The sequence below is a fragment of the Mesorhizobium sp. ES1-4 genome (assembly GCF_020164745.1).
GTDB lineage: Bacteria > Pseudomonadota > Alphaproteobacteria > Rhizobiales > Rhizobiaceae > Mesorhizobium.
Genome location: NZ_JAIUGV010000009.1, coordinates 86,798 through 106,197, shown reverse-complemented (window position 1 = coordinate 106,197; position 19,400 = coordinate 86,798). Strand labels below are relative to the sequence as shown.

General features: G+C 66.8%; 18 protein-coding genes. 6 read left to right on the top strand and 12 right to left on the bottom strand.

Going from position 1 to position 19,400, the window contains the following annotated elements; genetic code table 11:
- Window positions 1–103 precede the first annotated feature (103 nt).
- Window positions 104–730, bottom strand: a complete 627-nt coding sequence (locus LB556_RS18585) for a TetR/AcrR family transcriptional regulator (protein WP_224569196.1) — start codon at window positions 728–730, stop codon at window positions 104–106.
- A gap of 252 nt (window positions 731–982) precedes the next feature.
- Here LB556_RS18585 and LB556_RS18580 point away from each other — a divergent pair, with 252 nt between their 5' ends.
- The 6 genes from LB556_RS18580 (at window position 983) to LB556_RS18555 (ending at window position 8,655) form a co-directional block, all read left to right on the top strand.
- On the top strand, window positions 983–1,483 hold the full coding sequence (locus LB556_RS18580) for a (2Fe-2S)-binding protein (protein ID WP_224569195.1): 501 nt from the start codon (window positions 983–985) through the stop codon (window positions 1,481–1,483).
- Window positions 1,480–2,538 carry an FAD binding domain-containing protein gene (locus LB556_RS18575; protein ID WP_224569194.1) on the top strand — a complete coding sequence of 353 codons (1,059 nt, stop codon included), beginning with the start codon at window positions 1,480–1,482 and terminating at the stop codon, window positions 2,536–2,538. Before LB556_RS18580 ends, LB556_RS18575 begins: the two co-directional genes overlap by 4 nt.
- Window positions 2,528–4,786 carry a xanthine dehydrogenase family protein molybdopterin-binding subunit gene (locus LB556_RS18570; protein WP_224569193.1) on the top strand — a complete coding sequence of 753 codons (2,259 nt, stop codon included), beginning with the start codon at window positions 2,528–2,530 and terminating at the stop codon, window positions 4,784–4,786. The genes LB556_RS18575 and LB556_RS18570 overlap by 11 nt, the downstream gene beginning before the upstream one ends.
- Before the next feature lie 115 nt (window positions 4,787–4,901).
- Window positions 4,902–5,384, top strand: a complete 483-nt coding sequence (locus LB556_RS18565) for a (2Fe-2S)-binding protein (RefSeq protein WP_224569192.1) — start codon at window positions 4,902–4,904, stop codon at window positions 5,382–5,384.
- Window positions 5,381–6,364: an FAD binding domain-containing protein gene (locus LB556_RS18560; RefSeq protein WP_224569191.1), complete on the top strand. Its 984-nt coding sequence runs from the start codon at window positions 5,381–5,383 to the stop codon at window positions 6,362–6,364. Before LB556_RS18565 ends, LB556_RS18560 begins: the two co-directional genes overlap by 4 nt.
- Window positions 6,361–8,655 (top strand): xanthine dehydrogenase family protein molybdopterin-binding subunit, encoded by a 2,295-nt coding sequence (locus LB556_RS18555; protein ID WP_224569190.1) that lies wholly within the window; start codon window positions 6,361–6,363, stop codon window positions 8,653–8,655. The genes LB556_RS18560 and LB556_RS18555 overlap by 4 nt, the downstream gene beginning before the upstream one ends.
- A gap of 175 nt (window positions 8,656–8,830) precedes the next feature.
- Here LB556_RS18555 and LB556_RS18550 read toward each other — a convergent pair whose 3' ends face one another.
- From LB556_RS18550 to LB556_RS18500, 11 genes are all read right to left on the bottom strand, one after another.
- Window positions 8,831–9,589, bottom strand: a complete 759-nt coding sequence (locus LB556_RS18550; protein WP_224569189.1) for a slipin family protein — start codon at window positions 9,587–9,589, stop codon at window positions 8,831–8,833.
- Window positions 9,586–10,968: an NfeD family protein gene (locus LB556_RS18545; protein WP_224569188.1), complete on the bottom strand. Its 1,383-nt coding sequence runs from the start codon at window positions 10,966–10,968 to the stop codon at window positions 9,586–9,588. Before LB556_RS18545 ends, LB556_RS18550 begins: the two co-directional genes overlap by 4 nt.
- A gap of 139 nt (window positions 10,969–11,107) precedes the next feature.
- Window positions 11,108–11,989, bottom strand: a complete 882-nt coding sequence (locus tag LB556_RS18540; protein WP_224569187.1) for an EamA family transporter — start codon at window positions 11,987–11,989, stop codon at window positions 11,108–11,110.
- Between the two features lie 263 nt (window positions 11,990–12,252).
- A complete protein-coding gene (gene arsC, locus LB556_RS18535; RefSeq protein ID WP_224569186.1) occupies window positions 12,253–12,666 on the bottom strand; it encodes an arsenate reductase (glutaredoxin) in 414 nt (137 codons plus the stop codon).
- On the bottom strand, window positions 12,663–13,370 hold the full coding sequence (locus LB556_RS18530) for an aquaporin (RefSeq protein ID WP_224569185.1): 708 nt from the start codon (window positions 13,368–13,370) through the stop codon (window positions 12,663–12,665). The genes arsC and LB556_RS18530 overlap by 4 nt, the downstream gene beginning before the upstream one ends.
- The gene (locus LB556_RS18525) at window positions 13,367–13,720 is read right to left on the bottom strand and encodes an ArsR/SmtB family transcription factor (RefSeq protein WP_224569184.1); all 354 of its coding nucleotides are present in this window, start codon (window positions 13,718–13,720) and stop codon (window positions 13,367–13,369) included. Before LB556_RS18525 ends, LB556_RS18530 begins: the two co-directional genes overlap by 4 nt.
- A gap of 272 nt (window positions 13,721–13,992) precedes the next feature.
- On the bottom strand, window positions 13,993–15,489 hold the full coding sequence (locus tag LB556_RS18520; RefSeq protein WP_224569183.1) for a sulfatase: 1,497 nt from the start codon (window positions 15,487–15,489) through the stop codon (window positions 13,993–13,995).
- Between the two features lie 81 nt (window positions 15,490–15,570).
- Window positions 15,571–16,539: an aliphatic sulfonate ABC transporter substrate-binding protein gene (locus tag LB556_RS18515; protein ID WP_411908598.1), complete on the bottom strand. Its 969-nt coding sequence runs from the start codon at window positions 16,537–16,539 to the stop codon at window positions 15,571–15,573.
- A gap of 46 nt (window positions 16,540–16,585) precedes the next feature.
- Window positions 16,586–17,344: an ABC transporter ATP-binding protein gene (locus LB556_RS18510; RefSeq protein ID WP_224569409.1), complete on the bottom strand. Its 759-nt coding sequence runs from the start codon at window positions 17,342–17,344 to the stop codon at window positions 16,586–16,588.
- An 11-nt stretch (window positions 17,345–17,355) separates the two neighbouring features.
- The gene (locus LB556_RS18505) at window positions 17,356–18,159 is read right to left on the bottom strand and encodes an ABC transporter permease (protein WP_224569181.1); all 804 of its coding nucleotides are present in this window, start codon (window positions 18,157–18,159) and stop codon (window positions 17,356–17,358) included.
- Window positions 18,156–19,286, bottom strand: a complete 1,131-nt coding sequence (locus LB556_RS18500; protein ID WP_224569180.1) for an ROK family transcriptional regulator — start codon at window positions 19,284–19,286, stop codon at window positions 18,156–18,158. Before LB556_RS18500 ends, LB556_RS18505 begins: the two co-directional genes overlap by 4 nt.
- Window positions 19,287–19,400 lie beyond the last annotated feature (114 nt).

Here is a 19,400-nt window from a genome sequence, read left to right as displayed (position 1 = left end):
CTCCACGCCGCCTGCACGATGTGCGGCTCCACCTTGGGCTCCGGCGCTTGTGCGAGCCTTGTGGCCCAGCGGGTGGATCGGGAGTGTCGGCCGCTCGCCTCGCTCAGCGCGGGCCTTTCGCCGGCCGCTCCGCCCCGAACCGCAAGCCGTCCATCAACAGCTTGACCAGCCGCCGCGATCGGTCGCGCCACTCCGGCGTGTCGGGCGCCGAGTAGATGCCGCCGAGCGCATGCAGAACGTCCGAGGCGTCGACGTCGGCGCGGATGGTGCCGTCGGCCACCGCCGCCTCGACCAGTTGCCGCAGCGCCTGGGAGACCCGGCCGGACGTGTCGGAGAACAGCGTCGAATTGGTGGTGAGGAGGATGCGCAGGCTGGTCGCCAGGCCGCGTTTGGTGGCGATATAGTCGACGAAGCGGCGCATCCATTCTTCCAGCGCGACATCGGAGGGATATTTGGCCGCAAGCTCGCCGGCCGCCGCGCACAGCCCCTCCGCCTCACGGCGGTAAACCACCTCGACCAGATGCTCGCGCGTCGGGAAATGCCGGTAGAGCGTGCCGATGCCGACGCCGGCGCGCCGCGCGATCTCCTCCAGCGAGGCGTCGATGCCGCGCTCGGCAAAGACTGAAGCCGCCACCACGGCCAGCCGGTCCCGATTGCGCCGGGCATCGGCACGCAATGGCTTGTCGGCGACGGGTTTCTGATCGGCAGTCGTGACGGGCTCAAAAGCCAATTTTTTTCTCCACCAGGGATATGGGGGCTTGAACCATGCCTGGCCAGCCCCCACGTAATAAACGGAGGCACCTCCGCTTTTAGTGGAGAACCTTTATCATATAATCAGGTGAGCCGGTATGTCACGTCTTTCGAAGCCGCAATCTGTCACCCCTCCCCACCCGCCGCGGATCGGCCGCCGCCTGACCTTGCCCTTTCCTTCCCAAGCGCCAGATCATTCCCCTCAGCGTCAAGCAACTGGAGCCAGACGCCCATGACCACCACCCTCCCCATCTCGCTTACCGTCAACGGACACCACCACGAATTGGAAGTAGACCCCCGCGTCACCTTGCTCGACCTGCTGCGCGAGCAGCTTGAGCTCACCGGCACCAAGAAGGGCTGCGATCGCGGCCAGTGCGGTGCGTGCACGGTTCTGGTCGACGGCAAGCGCATAAACTCCTGTCTCGCGCTGGCAGTCAGCCATGACGGCGCCGAGGTGCTGACCATCGAAGGCGTCGCTCACGGTGAAGAACTGCATCCGGTGCAGGCCGCCTTCATCGCCCATGACGGCTTCCAGTGCGGTTTCTGCACGCCCGGCCAGATCATGAGCACGATAGGCCTGATCGCCGAAGGACAGGCTGGCGCCGATCCCGAGCGCATCCGCGAGGGGTTGAGCGGCAACATATGCCGCTGCGCGGCCTATAGCGGCATCGTGGAGGCCGTCCTGGAAGCCCAGCAGCAACTTGCCAGGACCGACCGGAGGACCGCGGCATGAGAGACTTCGATTACGTCAGGCCCGCCACCATTTCCGAGGCCCTTGTGGCGGCAGCCGAGCCGGGTTCGGCCTATCTCGCCGGCGGCACCAATCTGCTCGACCTGATGAAGGGCGGCGTGACCAGCCCCGAACGGATCGTCGACATCACCCGGCTGCCGGAACTCAACCGCATCGAGACGCTCGATGATGGCGGCCTGCGCATCGGCGCGCTGGTCCGCAATGCCGATCTCGCGCACGATCCGGCCTTCGCCAAGGCCTATCCTGCGGTGGCAGAAGCGCTGCTTTCCGGCGCCTCGGCACAGCTTCGCAATGCGGCCACCGCCGGCGGCAATCTGTTGCAGCGTACGCGGTGCAGTTACTTCTACGACACCGCCAGCGCCTGCAACAGGCGCGAACCCGGTTCCGGCTGCTCGGCACTGGGCGGCGAGAACCGCCTGCACGCCATCCTGGGCTGGAGCGATGCCTGCATCGCCACCCATCCCTCGGATTTCTGCGTGCCGCTGGTGGCGCTGGACGCCGTGGTCGAGATCGAGGGCAAGCAGGGCCGGCGCCATGTGACGCTGGAGGAATTCCACCGGCTTCCGGGCGACACGCCGCAGCGCGAAACCGTGCTGGAGCCGGGCGAGCTGATCGTTGCGATCCGCCTGCCGGCGGAAGCAGCGTCCTTCGCCGCTCACGCCCGCTACCTGAAAATGCGCGAACGCACCTCCTATGCCTTCGCCGTTGTCTCGGCGGCCGCGGCCCTGACGGTCAGGGACGGCAAGATCCGAGCCGCGCGGCTGGCGCTCGGCGGTGTCGCGGCCAAACCATGGCGGGCTCGCGCGGCGGAAGCGGTGCTGCTTGGCGCCGATGCCGACGAAGCGGCGTTCGTTCGCGCCGCGGATGCCGCGTTGGCCGACGCCAGCCCACCCGGCGACAATGCGTTCAAGATCGAGCTTGCCCGCCGCATTGTCGTCAGGACGCTGATGTCCGCCCTTGCCGGAACGCCCGCTCTTATGCCCGCGCTGCCCGCTTCCCCCTTTTCCTCCCTTCCCGGAGTGCGTCATGACGCTTGAACTCGGCCCCAACCAACAGCCTGCCCACACGCGTCATGGCTCCAGCATCGGCCAGCCGCTGACCCGCCGCGACGGATTCTTGAAAGTCACGGGGACCGCGCGCTTCGCCGCCGATAACCATCCGCCCGGCATGCTGTACGCCGCGCTCGCCGTCTCCAGCATCGCGCGCGGCCGGGTTGTCTCGCTGGATGTCGAGGCGGCCAAGGCGCATTCGGGCGTGGTCGAGGTGATGACGCCGCTGAACCGGCCGGCGCTCGCCGCCGATCCGGATGCCAAGGACCATCCCTTCATGTTCCGGCTCGACCTGCTGCAGAACGATCGGGTTCGCTATCCCAACCAGAGCATTGCCGTGGTGATCGCGCAGACGCTGGAAGCAGCGACCGAAGGCGCGGCGCTACTGTCGCCGCGCTATGAGGTCCTGCCGGCGCGCGTCGGCCTCGACGGCGCCGAAGGCTTCGTGCCCCGCGGTGTCGGCGTCGGCGGCCCTGCGGTGCAGCAGAAGGGCGACGTCGAGGCCGGCCTCGAATCGGCAAGGACGCGGATCGAGGCGACCTACGAGACGCCGGCCCAATACCACAACGCCATGGAGCCCCACGCAATCGTCGCCGCCTGGGATGGCGACCGGCTGTCGATCGACACGCCGAGCCAGGGCCTTGCCATGGCACAGGGCCGCATTGCCGGCCTGTTCGGCATCGCGCCCCAAAACGTCCACATCCGCAGCCCGTTCCTGGGTGGCGGTTTCGGCTCCAAGGGCATGATTTCCGGACCGCAGGTGCTCGGCATACTGGCGGCCAAGCTTGTCGGCCGCCCGGTCAAGCTGGTGCTCCGGCGCGAGCAGATGTTCGGCCCGGTCGGCCATCGCGCCCCGACCCGCCAGACATTGCGCATGGGCATGGATGGCGAAGGGCGGCTGACCGCGATCTCCCATCACGCCAGGACCACGTCCAGCACGTTCGACGATTTCTTCGAACCGGCGGCGGACGCCTCGCACACGCTCTATGCCAGTCCGGCCATCGCCACCTCGCACGATGCTGTGCGGCTCGACACCGGCACGCCGCTGTTCATGCGCGCGCCGGGCGAGGCCACCGGTTCGATCGCGCTCGAGAGCGCGATCGATGAGGCGGCCCACGCCTGCGGCATGGATCCGCTGGAATTCCGGCTCAGGAATTATGCCGAAGTGGAGCCTATGACGGGAAAGCCCTTCTCCTCCAAGGCGCTGCGCGAATGCTACGAGCAGGCGGCCGAGAGATTCGGCTGGGCGAGCCGTCCGCTGCAGCCGAGGCGGATGCGCGACGCCGACGGCTTCCTCACCGGCTGGGGCATGGGCACCGCAACGTTCCCGGCAATCATGTTCCAGGCCGAAGCACGCGCGGTGCTGAGGGCCGACGGCAGCGGTTTGATGGAGACCGGCGCACAGGATATGGGCCAAGGCGCCTGGACGGCCTTTGCCCAGATTGCGGCCGACGGGCTGGGGCTCGACATCGACCAGGTCGATTTCAGGGCGGGCAGTTCCGACCTGCCCAATGCGGGTATCGCCGGCGGTTCGGGCCATACGGCGACGGCCGGCATGGCCATCCACAATGCGGGTGCGGCCGTCATCGCCAGGCTGGCCGATCTCGCCACCGGCAACGAGGCTTCGCCCCTGTTCGGCGCCGGCAATGAAGGTGTGCTGGCACGCGGCGGACGCCTTTACCGGCGCGACGACGAAAGCCGCAGCGAAAGCTATGCCGACATCCTCGCCCGCGCGGGCCTTGCCGAGATCGAAGGCCGTGGTAAGGGTGCTCCGGATCCGGCCTCGCAGGAGACCTACGCCAAGCACGCGCACGGCGCCGTCTTCGCCGAGGTCAAGGTCGACCCGGATTTAGGCCAGATTCGCGTCACCCGGCTGGTCGGCGCATTCGCCGCCGGACGGGTCATCAACCCGCGGCTGGTGCGCAGCCAGTATTATGGCGGGATGATCTGGGGCGTTTCCTTCGCGCTGCATGAGGAAGCCGTCACCGACCGGCGCTCCGGCCGCATCCAGAATGCCAACCTCGCCGACTATCATGTCCCAGTGAATGCCGACGTGCCATCGGTCGAGGCGCTGCTGGTTCACGAGGACGACCCTCACGTGAACGCTCTCGGCATCAAGGGCGTCGGTGAAATCGGCATTACCGGCACGGCCGGCGCTGTCACCAATGCGGTCTGGCACGCGACCGGCGTGCGGCCCCGGCGCTTTCCGATCCGGATCGAGGACATGCTGGGGTGAACGAGCGGCCCGCACGAAGCGACTGCGCAGCGCCAGGGCAGGCAAGCGGTGGATCCTTCCTACCCTGACTGCAATTTCATTCCCCTCAGCGTCAAGCAACTGGAGCCAGACGCCCATGACGAGCAAGACCACGATTCCCGTTCATCTCGATATCAACGGCCAGCATCACACGCTGGAACTCGAGCCGCGTGTTACGCTGCTCGATGCCTTGCGCGATCGCCTCGGCCTGACCGGAACCAAGAAAGGCTGCGACCACGGCCAGTGCGGTGCCTGCACCGTGCATGTCGACGGCGAGCGCGTGCTCGCCTGTCTCACCCTGGCCGCGCAAGCCGAGGGCCGCGCCATCACCACCATAGAGGGGCTTGCACGGGAGGGCGAACCGCATCCCGTGCAGACTGCCTTCCTCGAACGGGACGCCTTCCAGTGCGGCTATTGCACGCCCGGCCAGATCATGTCGGCGGTGGCCTGCATCCGCGAGGGCCATGCCGGATCGGATGAGGAGATCCGCGAATACATGGCCGGCAATCTCTGCCGCTGCGGCGCCTATCCGCACATCGTCGCCGCCGTGCGCCAGGCAGCGCTGGAGGCCGCGTCATGAGGGACTTTGCCTATCTTCGAGCCACCTCGACCGAGGCCGCGCGCCAGGCGGCCGCCCTGCCCGGCGCCATGCTGCTCGCCGGCGGCACCACATTGATCGACCTCGCCAAATGCGGCGTCGCCGAGCCCGAAACGCTGGTCGACATCACCCATCTCGAAGGGCTGGATGGGATCGCGGTCGACGAACGCGGCGCCATGATCGGCGCGCTGGCCCGCATGGGCCATGTCGCCGACCACGCAGACATCAAGGGCCGCTTCCCGGCCGTCTCCGAAGCGGTGTGGCAGGCGGCATCGGCCCAGATCCGCAACATGGCGACCATCGGCGGCAATCTGATGCAGCGCACCCGCTGCCCCTACTTCCGCGATCCCTCGAATTTCTCCGCCTGCAACAAGCGCCAGCCCGGCAGCGGCTGTTCGGCCATCGGCGGCGTCACCAGGGGGCACGCGGTGCTCGGCACCAGCGAGGCCTGCATCGCCATGTATCCCGGCGACCTCGCCACCGCGCTGGTCGCCTTCGACGCGACGGTGCATCTCGGCGAGCGGCAGCTTTTAGTGGACGACTTTTTCCTGCTGCCCGGCGCAACGCCGGACAAGGAACACGCGATCGAACCGGGCGAGATGATCACCGCCGTCGAAATCCCCGCTTCCGCCGCCGCCCGCCGCTCGACCTATCTGAAGGTCCGCGACCGGCAGTCCTATGAATTCGCCGCCGCCAGTGCCGCGGTCGGTCTCGAACTGGAACCAGATGGCCGCACCATCCGCGACTTGCGCGTGGCGCTCGGTGGCGTCGCGACCAAGCCGTGGCGTGCGCGGGCGGTCGAAGACGCGTTGAAAGGCAAGGTGCTGGAACCGGACGCCGTGCGGGCCGCCAGCCTGCTCGCCGTCGAGGGCGCCGTCGACCATGGCGCCAACCACTACAAGATCGAGCTCGCGCCGCGTGTCGTGGCGCGCGCCATCCTCACATTGGGAGAAGCGGCATGACCGTTCGCAGCATCAGACATGGCGATGCTTCCGATGGCGGCGCCGACGCGGTCGGCGGCCGGCTGTCGCGCGTCGACGGCCCGGCCAAGATCACCGGCGCGGCGAAATACGCCGTCGAGCAGCAACTCGAAGGCCTCGCCCATGCCGTGCTTGTCGAAAGCACGATTGCATCCGGCAAGGTGCGCGCCATCGCCAGCAAGGCGGCCGAGGCGGCGCCGGGCGTACTCAAGGTCCTGACACCGGACACGATCATCAGCCTGAGAACCGCGTCGGACTGGTTCGGCACCCCGCCGCCGGACAAGCCCTATTGCCCGCTGGCGCGCGACATCACCTTCTCGGGCCAGCATGTCGCCGCCGTCGTCGCCGAGACCTTCGAGCAGGCGGTCGCCGCGGCGGCGCTGGTCAAGGTCAGCTATGATGAGACGCCGGCAATCGTCGACCTCAGCGACGGCAAGGCCGGCGACGGCATCCCGGTCGACGCCATGACCAAGGAATGGGGCGACGCGCAGGCCGCTTTCGCCTCCGCCCCGGTGCGCATCTGCGCCGCCTACAACACGCCGCGCGAATACCAGGCGCCGATGGAACCGCATGGCCTGATCGCCCGCTGGGAGGGCGACCATCTCACCGTGTGGGAGCCGAGCCAGTGGCTGGACGGCATGGCGCGCACCTATGCCGAATGGTTCGGCGTGCCGTTCGAGAATGTGCGGCTGGTGTCGCCCTATATCGGCGGCGGCTTCGGCTCCAAGGCGTTGGCGCTCGGCCATGGCGCGGTAGCGGCATGTGCCGCCAAGATGCTCGGCCGGCCGGTGCGGCTGGTGATGACGCGGCCGCAGACCTTCACCGGCTATGGCGGCCGCGCCGCGACCCGCCAGACGGTAACGATCGGCGCCGACCATGACGGCATGATCCAGTCGATCGTGCATCGCGGCGTCAACGAAACCTCGATCGACGGCATGTGGGTCGAGCCGCTGGGGTCGGTCACCTCGATCATGTACGCGACGCCGAATTTCTCCTCGAAACAGAATGTCGTGCGGGTGAATTCGGTGGTGCCGGGCGCCATGCGCGCGCCGGGCGAAAACCCCAGCGCCTTCGGTATCGAAAGCGCCATCGACGAACTCTCCTACGAAGTCGGCATCGATCCGCTGGAAATCCGGCTGCGGAACTATGCCGAGCAGGATCCGGAAGCGAAAAAGGCATGGTCGACCAGGCAGTTGCGCGAAGCTTTTGCAGCGGGCGCCGAGCGCTTCGGCTGGGCCAGGCGCACGCCTGAGCCCCGCTCGATGCGCGACGGCAACCAGCTGATCGGCTGGGGCGTCGCCGCCGGCACCTATCCGGTGCGGCGCGCCTATGGCGAGGCGATCGTGCGCATCCTGGCCGATGGTTCGGTCGAGGTCGAAAGCTCCTCGATCGACATGGGCCAGGGCACCTACACCATCCTGGCACAGACCGCCGCCGAAACGGTTGGCGTGAGCGCCGACGACGTGGTGGTGAAGCTGGGGGACTCCCGCTTCCCCCGCGCCGGCGTCACCGGCGGCTCACGGCTGGCCGGCGTGATGACGGGTGCCGTCCATAAGGCCGCGACCGCCGCACTCGACCAGCTGGTCGGGCTTGCGATCAGCGATCCACGCTCGCCCTTCCACGCGCTGCAGGCCAACACGCTGGTCGTCGCCAACGGCCGTATCACCGCGCCGCGCGGCGACGGTCCCGATGTATCGATCTCCGAACTGCTCGAAAGCGTCGGCCGCGACCGCATCGAAGCGGTAGGCGACACCATGCCGGCCAATTCGAGCGCCGAGGACCGCTACAAGAACTACACCACCATCGCCATGGCGCTGCCGCACACGGAAGGCGACTATTCCCGCCACTCCTGGTGCGCGCATTTCGTCGAGGTGCGCGTCGACGAGGATTTCGGCACGGTGCGCGTGTCGCGCGTGGTGTCGGCGCTGGATTCCGGTCGGCTCTACAACCCGAAGCTCGCCGAAAGCCAATGGAAGGGCGGCATCATCATGGGCATCGGCCAGGCGCTGCTCGAAGAAGGCATCATGGACCGCCGCCACGGCCGCATCGTCAACAACAACCTCGCCGACTATCTCGTCCCCACCAATGCCGACATCCCCGACATCGAGGTCATCTCGGTCGGCATCCCCGACCTGCACTCCTCGGTGCTCGGCGGCAAGGGCGTGGGCGAACTGGCGATCGTCGGCATGGCGCCGGCCATCGCGAATGCAGTGTTCCACGCAACGGGCAAACGCGTGCGGGATTTGCCGATCACGCTGGAGAAGCTGATTTAGAACTGCCTGATCTCCCCCCTCGAGGGGGAGATGGCCGGCAGGCCAGAGGGGGTCGGTTCGACCGGGCTCGGCCTTGTCTGCGCCGCAAGGGGAGTTGGCGCTCCACGCGCGGCGACCCCCTCTGTCGCCTTTGGCGACATCTCCCCCTCGAGGGGGGAGATTCCGCGCTCCTCCATCACTTCCCTTGCCCCTTCATGAACTGGCTGAGCAGATCCACCGGCAGCGGGAACACCACCGTGGACGAGCGCTCACCGGCGATATCGTGCAAAGCCTCGAAATAGCGCAGCTGCATGGCCTGCGGCTCGGCCGCCAGCATCCGGCCCGCCTCGACCAGTTTCGCCGCCGCCTGCTGCTCGCCCTCGGCATTGATCACCTTGGCGCGCCGCAGCCGCTCCGCCTCGGCCTGCTTGGCGATGGCGCGGATCATATTCTCGTTGAGGTCGACATGCTTGATCTCCACATTGGAGACCTTGATGCCCCAGGCGTCCGTGCGCTGGTCGAGGATCTCCTGGATGTCGCTGTTCAGCCTGTCGCGCTCGGCCAGCATCTCGTCGAGCTCGTGCTTGCCCAGCACCGAGCGCAGCGTGGTCTGCGCCAGCTGGTTGGTGGCGGCCATGAAGTCTTCGACCTGGATGACCGCCCGCTCGGCGTCGACGATGCGGAAATAGAGCACCGCGTTCACCTTCACCGAGACGTTGTCGCGCGAAATGACGTCCTGCGGCGGCACGTCCCGCACCACCACCCGCAGATCGACCTTCACCATCTGCTGGACGAAGGGGACGAGGATGATGAGACCGGGACCCTTGACCCCGGTGAAGCGGCCGAGCGTGAAGACCACGCCGCGCTGATATTCCCTCAGGATGCGGACGGCCGCGGACAGGAATATGACCACGACCAGCGTCAGCAACAGATAGGCCACGTAACCGATGCTCATTGTTTTGCTCCCTTCCTTGCCGCGTCGCGCCGACGCACCGTCAGCACGAGGTCGCTGATACCGGTCACCTCGACGCTGTCGCCGGGTGCGACGGGTTCGTCGGCCTTCGCCCGCCAGCGCTCGCCCTGGGCCAGCACATGGCCCTCGCCGCCCTGCCAATCTAGGATTTCGGCTGGCAGGCCGCGCATGGCCTCGCCGCCGACGCGCGGCGGGTTCCTCCGCGCCGCCCAGACATAAGTGCCGGTCAGCAGCGCCAGTCCAAGCGTCAGCGCAGCGGCGGGGCCGATGACGGCCCACGACATGGCAAAACCCGGCGCCTCGACTCTCAGCAGCATGGCGGCGCCGAACAGAAAGGCGGCCACGCCGCCGAGCCCGAGCACGACGGTGGGATTGAAGGCCTCGATGACGAGGAAGGCGATGCCGAGCAGCATCAAGGCAAGGCCGGTATAGTTGATCGGCAGGAGGTTGAGCGCATAGAGGCCGAGCACCAGGCAGATGGTGCCGATGACGCCGGGCGCCACGGCACCTGGACTGGTGGCCTCGAAGATGATGCCATAGACGCCGACCAGCATCAGGATGATGGCGGTGTTGGGGTCGGTGATGATCGCGAGCAGCCGGATGAACCAGCCGGGCTCCAGCGTCTCGACCGGCAGCCCTTTCGTGGCCAGCACCACTTTCCTGCCGGCCACATCGATGGTGCGTCCATCGGCCAGTTGCAGGAGCTCGGTGGTGTCGCGGGCGACGAAATCGATCACATGCTCCTGCAGCGCAGCGTTGGCTGAAAGGCTCGCCGCCTCGCGCACCGCCTTCTCCCCCCAGTCGCCATTGCGGCCGCGCAATTCGGCGAGCGAACGGATCAAGGCGACGGCGTCATTGGTCACCTTGGCCATCATCGCATCGCCTGCCGGCCGCCCGGTGGCGTCCTTCTCGTCCTTGGCCGGGCCATTGTCCTTCTCGCCGCCGGGAAGCGACGGCAGGCCGCCTATCTCGACCGGCGTCGCGGCGCCCAGATTGGTGCCCGGTGCCATCGCCGCGATATGAGTGGCGTAGAGGATATAGGTGCCGGCACTCGCCGCATGGGCGCCGGCCGGCGCGACATAGCCGATGACGGGCACCGGCGAAGCCAGGATATCTGCGATCATCTCGCGCATCGAGGTGACCAGCCCGCCGGGCGTGTCGAGCTGAAGGATGAGGACCGCGGCGTCCCGCCTGACGGCGACGTCGAGTGCTTCCTCGAGCTGCCTGGTGCTTGCCGGCCCGATGGCGCCGTCAATGGCGACGCTCAGCGCGACCCTCTCACTCCCGGCGGAAGAGAAGGGAGAAACGACAGCCACGGCAACAAGGGCTGCGGCAAGAAGGGCCACCCGCGCGAAGGTCACGCTCAAAGCTCCACGGAATCCATATGGGTTGTATTTTGGAGAAGTCCATGGGGGGAGCGGTGGCGGCGATTGGCGAACGCGGCGGCCGGAGGTGTCGGAATCGCCTTCCCGGAATGAGCCGCGTCGGCGGATCCGCCCCCTATTCCGGCGACGGCACCGGGGGCCGCGACGTCAGCGCGGTGCCGAAGGCGGCGGCAATGACGGCGGCGATGCCGGCCATTTGCGGCATGGTCAGGGTTTCATGCAGGAACAGGAAGCCGGCCAGCGCGCCCAGCGCCGGCTCCAGGCAGGTCAGCGTGCCATAGATGCGCGCCGGCATGCGGGTCAGCGCCACCATCTCGAGCCAGAACGGCAGCGCACTGGAGAACAGGCCGACGAGCAGCGCACTGACCAGGATCGATGGCGCAAGCAGGCCGCTCCCTGCATCGGCAATGCCGAAGGGCAGCACCAGGACCGCGGCAATGGCCATGCCATAGGCGGTGGTGCGGGTGCCGAGTTCCGCGCCCGCCTTCTGGGCGAGCACGATATAGAGCGCCCAGAAACCGCCGGCCGCCAGCGCCAGCATCACCCCGATCGGGTCGAGCGGCTTCAGCGTGTGGATGAAGGGCGACAAAAGCCCGATGCCCGCGACCGCCAGCGCGATCCAGGCAAAGTCGCTCGCCCGCCGCGAGGTCAGCGTCGCCACCAGCAGCGGCCCGGAGAACTCCAGCGCCACGGCAACGCCCAGCGGGATCCTGGCGAGTGCGGCATAGAACAGGAGGTTGAGCGCGCAAAGCGTCATCCCGTAAGCGACCAGCCAGGGCAGAGTGGCGCGCGAGGGTCGCATCTGCCAGGGCCGCAGCACCGCGATCAGCATCAGCGCGCCGACCACCAGCCTGATCGTCGTCGTTCCCTGCGCGCCGATCACCGGGAACAGCGACTTGGCGAAGGTGGCGCCGATCTGGATCGATACCATGGCGCCCATCAGCGCCGCGACCGGCAAGGGTGCGGCTTCGCGTCTGGCTACCGGCGTCGATGTCACTTGTGGCTCATCCTCCGTGCCGGCAGGGGCAAACCAGCCCGGCAGCAACGCAATAGGGTGAACGGGCCCGGCTGTCGTGAGGCAGTGCGGATGCCTCGATGGGGGCACGGCCAAATGGCATGAACGGCAACGCCGTCGGGCTTCACACGCGCTCGGTGCGTCCCTCCGGCAATCTCGTGATCGCCACCACGACGAGCAGCGCGGCAGCGCCCCGAAGCGCTATCGGCGCGCGTCCCGAGGCTTCGAGATCGGAAAGGCTCCGATCATGTGATGCCACGGTCACCGGCCACCACCTCGCCGTCTTCCTTGGTGAAGTGGGCCGCCGGATGGTCGAGCAGGCCGAGCACAAGCTCGGATGGCCGGCACAGCCGCGTCCCCTTGGGTGTTTCGACGATCGGCCGGTTGATCAGGATCGGATGCGTCATCATGGCATCGAGCAGCTGCTCGTCGTTCCATTTGGGATCAGCCAGGCCAAGCTCGGCATAGGGCGTGCCCTTTTCGCGCAGCAAGGCGCGCACCGGAATTCCCATGGCGGCAATAAGCTGACGCAGGCGGTCCCGGCTGGGCGGATGTTTCAGATATTCGATGACGACCGGCTCCTCGCCACTCGACCTGATCATGGCAAGCGTGTTGCGCGAGGTGCCGCAGTCGGGATTATGGTAGATCGTGACGGTCATGGCCCGGCCTCGACGACAAGAGGTTTGATTTCGGATTGCGGCTCAAGCAGCCACGTCATCAGCGCCAGGGCGAAGCCGGCGCCCGCGAATTCCGCGGCGATGAAGCCCGGAAGGCTTGCCGGGCCGATCCCGGAATACGTGTCGGTGAACGCCCTCGCCACGGCCACCGCGGGATTGGCGAAGGATGTCGAGGCGGTGAACCAGTAGGCGGCGGTGATATAGAGGCCGACCAGCCAGGGCACGGCCGCGCGTTGGAAGCGCAAGCCCGCCAGGATGACGGCGAGCAGGCCGAAGGTCGCAACGCCCTCCGAAAGCCATTGCGCGGCGCCGGTGCGGCCATGCGTCGACAGCGCCAGCGGCGCCAGCCCGAACATCAGATGTGCGATCACCGTGCCGGCAATGCCGCCGGCGAGCTGGGCCAGCACATACAAGGCGCAATCGTTGGCCGGCAGGCGGCGCGACAGTGTCAGGGCGAGCGACACGGCCGGATTGAAATGGGCGCCGGATATCGGGCCGAAGATTGTGATCAGCACGACCAGGCTCGCACCGGTTGGCAGCGTGTTGCACAGAAGTGCCAGCGCGCCGTCGCTCGTCAGCGACTGCGCCATGATGCCTGAACCGACGACGGTGGCCACCAGCAGCGCCGTACCAAGGCTTTCCGCGACCAGACGGCGCGCCAGGTTGAATTGGCGTTCGACTGTCATCGAACCGTCCCTCGCGCGCCGGCCGCGCAGCAGCCCGGCGCCAGCGCCGGAGCGCAGATCTCGGGCCGCCCGGAGCAGCAATCCTCCATCAAAAAGCGGATAAGCCCGCTCAGAGCGTCATATTCGGCGCTGTAGACCATCGACCGGGAATCACGGCGCACGCTCACCAGCCCCGCGCGTTCGAGTTCCTTGAGGTGGAAGCTTACATTCGACGCCGAGACCTCGACCTTTTCGGCTATGGCACCGGCGGCGATTCCATCCGGCCCCGCGATCACAAGATGCCGTAGGATGCGCAGGCGTGTTTCCTGCGCAAGAGCCGCGAAGGCGGACAGGGCCTGACGCTCATCCATATCTCAACAATCCTAGAAATATCGAAATCAGGATTTAGCGCACATGCTCGCTTCTGACAATCGGGAATTTGAATCCACCTGCGGCGCCAATCCCGAATCCTGGCCGGGATCATCGTGCATCTCTGGGACGTCGACGAGGACCGCACGTACATGCCGGCAGGGAAATTCCCGGCGATCATCCGCAAGGTGACCGAGCACGTCGATGTTGCGAGTCTTCCGCCTCGGCGCAACCTTGCAGTGGATAGGCGCGGTCAGGCGAGGCCGCGTCCTCCTCAGTTCAGCGATTTGCGCCGTTGCGGCGGTGCCGGGTGGCGCTGCTCGAGCTCGGTGGCCGCCGCCGCGCGGCCGGTCTGGCGCAGCCTTTCGAGGTACCCCGGCAGTTCGCCGAGGCAGTGGAATGGCCCGCCCTCCCGCATCACCGTCACCAGCGGGTCGACATCGCTGTCGCTTCTCCTGGCCATCGTGGTGCGCCAGTCCTCGAGCAGGCGGCTGGCGTGATCGACCACGTCGCCCCGGCTAGCGGAAATATCATGCTGCTCGTGCGGATCCTCGCTGAGGTTGAAAAGGCTGACGGGCCCAAAGTCCTTGTAGCCGTCATGGTAGGTGCGCAGCATCAGCCAGTCGGCCCCGTCGAGCCGGAACCGCACGCCGCGCTGCACTGCCCAGGCGCCCTGGCTCAGCACCAGGAAATCGCGGCCGCCCTCCTCGCCGGTGGCGAGTGCGGTCGCGAAGGATTGCCCGTCCCACAGCGCCGGCACGCTGCCGCCAAGCCGGTCGATCAGCGTTGCCGCCCAGTCGAAATGATAGTGCAGGCCGGAATTGACGCCGTGCATGTCCTTGGCGCCGGGCCAGCGGATGACCAGCGGCACGTTGCAGGTGAACTCGTCCGCCGTCTGGTGGTCGCCCCAGACGTTGAGCTCGCCGAGGTTCTCGCCATGGTCGGCGCCGATGACGATGATGGTGTCGTCGAACAGGTTCTGCCGCTTCAGCTCCTCGATGATGAGGCCGACATGGTGATCGGCGTAGAGCACGCCGGTGTCGTAGCCGTCGAACCAGGCCTTGACCTTGCCCATGTCGTCGATCGGCGACGGCATGCGACGGTATGTCGATCCGCCCGGCGCGATGTCGAAGCCCGAGGGTTCCTGCGGGCTGTGCGGACCGTAGCCGGCATGGCTCTTCTCGAACACGTCTTTCGTCATCCACTCCGGCAGGGGCTGATCGGCGAAGGGGTCGCCGAAGCTGTCGGGCGCCCGATAGGGCGTGTGCGGGTCCCAGACATTGACATGCAGGAACCATTTTTTAGCAGAGCCATTGCGCTTCAGCCAGTCGAGCGCCAGCCCCGACACCTCGTCGGCATTCTCCATGCCGGCCTTGCCCGGATTGATGATCTCGTTGAAGCCGGCATACCAGTGCCAGCAGCCATGCCGTTCGCCGAAGCTGCTGATCGTCGTGGTGTGGTAGCCGAGATCGCGCAGCGCCCGCATCCAGCCCTCCTCGTAGAAGGTCCCGGCCCAGGCCCGTGCGGCGCCCTCGCGGAACGGCTCGCAGGCCGTGCCGCCATGGCCGACGACGCCGGTGCGCATGCCGTGGCGGCCGCTCCACAACGCGGTACGCGAGGGATGGCAGGGCACGTCGGAGACATAGACGTTCTCGAAGCGGATGCCGTCGCGGGCGAGGCCGTCGATGACGGGAGACGTGTTGCGATGGTAGCCGTAGCAGCCGAGATGGTCGCGTCTCAGGCTGTCGATATCGATATAGAGGACGTTCATGAAGGACTCGCCGCTGGTGTATGATTTTTCAGGAACAGGCCCCGGCTGGTCCCCGGGGCCCGTTGTGTTCGAGAGCCGGTATCAGGCCGCGATGTACTGATCGCCGAGATAATAATCCTTGGGGTCGAGCGAGGTGTCGAGCTTGCCGAAGGTCTTGAACAGGTCGTTCATCGTCCTGAACCAGCCGTTCACGCTGCCGTCCTTGGTGAGCTTGATGAGCTCGGCCGAGGTCATGAAACGGCCGTAGCCGGCCTCCGTCTTCAACTGGTCGGCCGGAATGCCGAGCAGTTTCGAGGTGATCTCGATCGCCTTGTCCTGGTTGGCGGCGCGGAAGTCCTGCGCATCCTTGATGGCGCGGACCACGTTGCGGACGAGGTCGGGATTGCCCTCGATCAGGTCGTTGCGGGCGATGAAGACGCTCGGGAAGGTCGTTTCGGGATAGAAGTCATCGTTCTTGGCCAGTTCCACCAGATCGGGAACGCTCTTCTGGATGATGCCGACGAACGGATACCAGATGCCGGCGGCGTCGACCTGCTTGGAGGCGAAGGCCGCCACGATCGTGCTCGGATCCATCTGCACGATGTCGAGATCGGTCATCGCCATGTTGGCCTTGCGCAGCGCCAGCCGCAGCAGCATGTCGCCGGAAGTGCCGGCGGCGATCGCCACCTTCTTGCCCTTGAGCTCGGCGATCGACTTGATGCCGGATTGCGCGATCACCCGGTCGGAGAAGCCGACGTCGTTGACGGCGATGATCTTGGCCTTGCCCGTCGCCGGCAGCCAGAGTGCGCCTGGTCCGAGATAGCCGAACTCCAGGCTGTTGGCGCCGAGTGCCTGCACCTGGATCGGCCCGTTGGTGAAGACCTTGATGTCGGCGTCGACGCCGTGCTTGGTGTAAAAACCCTGGTCGGCGGCGATGCCGGCAATGCTGGCGCCCCAGAAATCGCCGTTGTAGCCGATGCGCGCCGGCGTTCCCGCCGCTTTGGCCTGAATGCCGCCGGCGGCCAACGCGGCAAGTGCCGCCGAGGACGCCATGAAGTTCCGTCTTGTCAGTGTCACGTTACTCTCCTCCTGTTACTGCTGATAAACGGCTTCGCCGTCACTGGTGGTAAACGGCTTGCCAGACGCGGTTGCGGATGGTCATGAACTCGGCCGAAAGCCGGATTTCCTCGGTTCTGGGGTAAGGCAGCGGGACATCGATGATCTCCTTCAGCCGACCCGGCCGCGCCGCCATGACGATGACGCGGTTGGCCAGATAGACGGCCTCGTCGACATCATGGGTGATGAACATCACAGTGCGCCGCTCCCGGCTCCAGGTGTCGAGCAACTGGTCTTGAAGCTGCACGCGGGTCAGCGCGTCGAGCGCGCCGAAGGGCTCGTCCATCAACAGGATGGAGGGGTCGACCGCATAGGCGCGCGCGATGGCGCAGCGCTGCTTCATGCCGCCCGACAGCGTCTTGGGCAGTGCGTCGGCGAAATCGCGCAAACCCACGAGGTCGATGAAACGCTCGGCGATCTCACGCCGGCGCGACGCCTCCACGCCCTTGATGCGCAGCCCGAACTCGACGTTCTGGCGAACGGTCAGCCACGGGAACAGCGCGTATTGCTGGAAGATCATGCCGCGCTCCGGCCCCGGCCCTTCAACGGCCTTGCCATCGACCAGCACGCTGCCCTCGCTTGGCTTGAGCAGGCCGGCGGCAATGTTGAGCGCCGTCGACTTGCCGCAGCCGGATGGGCCGACGACCGTGACGAACTCGCCGTCGGCGATGTCGAGCGACAGCCGGTCGAGCGCGACGAAGGCGGCGTCCTGGAGATCGAAGCGTCGGGTGACGTTGTCGAAAACGATCTTTGGGGCGATCTGGGGGACCATCACACGCGCTCCTGCCAGACGGTGAGCCGACGCTCGATCACCAAAAGGATGCGGTCCATGGCAAGGCCGAGCAGGCCGATGGTGATCAGGCTGACGAAGATGGTCGGCAGGTCGTAATAGAGCTGCGCCTGCTGCATGCGGAAGCCGAGGCCGCTCTGTGCGGCGATCAGTTCGGCGGCAACCAGCGTCGCCCAGGCCGATCCCAGGCCGATGCGTACGCCAACCAGGATGAACGGCGTCGATGCCGGAATGATGACGCGCAGGAAGATCGTCATGTCCTTGGCGCCAAGCACACGCGCGGCGTTGATCATCGTCTTGTCGACGCTGATGACGCCCTGGTAGGTGGCGACGACGCAGGCCAGGAAGGATGCCAGGAATATGACGAAGATTTTTGGCGTCTCGTCGATGCCCATGGTGACGATCGCCAGCGGAATGATGGCCAGCGGCGGGATCATGCGGAAGAACTGCAGGTACGGCTCGATGAGCGAGCGTGCGACCTTGTACCAACCCATGACGAAGCCGACCGGGATCGCCAGGATCACGCCGAGAAGGAAGCCGGTCAGCACCCGCACCAGGCTGGAGGCGATATCGGTGGCAAGCTGCCCGCTGGCGATGACATCGCCAAACCGTGCCGCGACCTGCGGCGGCGGCGGCAGGCCAACAGCCCCGCCCGCCGTCAGCGCCCACCAGATGGCGACACCGGCGACGAGCCCGACGAGATTGAGCGCGAGGCTGGCGTAGTCCGCGCCCTGCCCTCCCGCCGGTCTGCCGCCGGGGCGGGCCGTCTTGGCTGCCCCGCTCATCGCGAAACCCCCGAATAGAAGAAATGGTCGAGGGCCGCGGCGGAAGCGCCGATGGCGCCGGCCCCAGGGCCGAGGCTCGAGCGCTCGATGCGCAGCACATCGCGCATCGGCGGGAGCACGCGGGGCGGAACGCCCTGGCGGATATGATCGATGAAGCTTTCCGGCGCTTCGGCGAGATGGCCGCCAAAGACGATCAGGTCCGGATTGAGCAGGTTGGTCGCCGTCGCGATCGCCGTCGTCAGATGTTTGAGCGCCGCGTTCCAGGGTTCGGCATATGTCTCCAACGCAGCCAGCAGCCGCTTGGGGTGCGGCGCCTCGATGCGCGCGTCGCGGGCCAGCGCCCGTTCGGACAGGAACGTCTCCAGGCAGCCCCTGTTGCCGCAGGCGCAAAGTTCGCCATCCTCGATCACCTGGACATGGCCGAGTTCGACGGCACCGTAGCCGCCGGGGCGGAACGGCATGCCGTTGATGACAAGGCCGGCGCCAAGGCCGGTGCGCAGGTAGATGTAGAGCAGCGCTGTGGCGTCGCGGCCGATGCCGTAGCGCGATTCCGCCAGCGCCATGGCGCTGACATTGTGCTCGACCACAACGGGCATGCGCAGCGCCTTTTCGAGTTCGTCGGCGAACGGCACGTTCTTCCAGTCGTAATTGACCGACTGCAAATTGCGCCGCCGCTTGGTGTCCACCGGACCAGGCACGCCGAGCCCGAGGCCGATCAGGCGCGACCGCTCGATACCGGTCTTGCGGATCAGTTGCTCGACGGTCCGCACCACCTTGCCGATCACGGCGGCCGGTTCGCTGGTGGCGGTATCGAAATATTGCGAGGCCATGGCCTTCGAGGAGGCCTTGAGATCGGTGATCGTGGCATGGATGGTGCCTGCGCCGATGTGCACGCCAACCACCGACAGTGCATCGGGCACCAGCGCGACGCCGATGGCCGGCCGGCCGACGGGCGCGTCGCCGGCAGCGGCCTGGTTGAGCTCGACGACCGTCCCTTCGCTGAGCAGATGCGCCGTCAGATGGGTCAGCGCGGTCGGTGAGAGCGCGGTGCGCCGCGCCAGTTCGGCACGCGACTGCGGACCGTCGTCGCGCAGGATGCGCAGGATCGCTCCGTGATGGACACCCATCGTTCTCCTCCCTATTATTTTGTAATGTTAATAAATTAATTAAGGCTGTCAAGCAGGCGAAGAGCGGCGGGGAAGCCCGCTTCGTGCCGCCGCCATTTGGCGTTGTGGAATGGT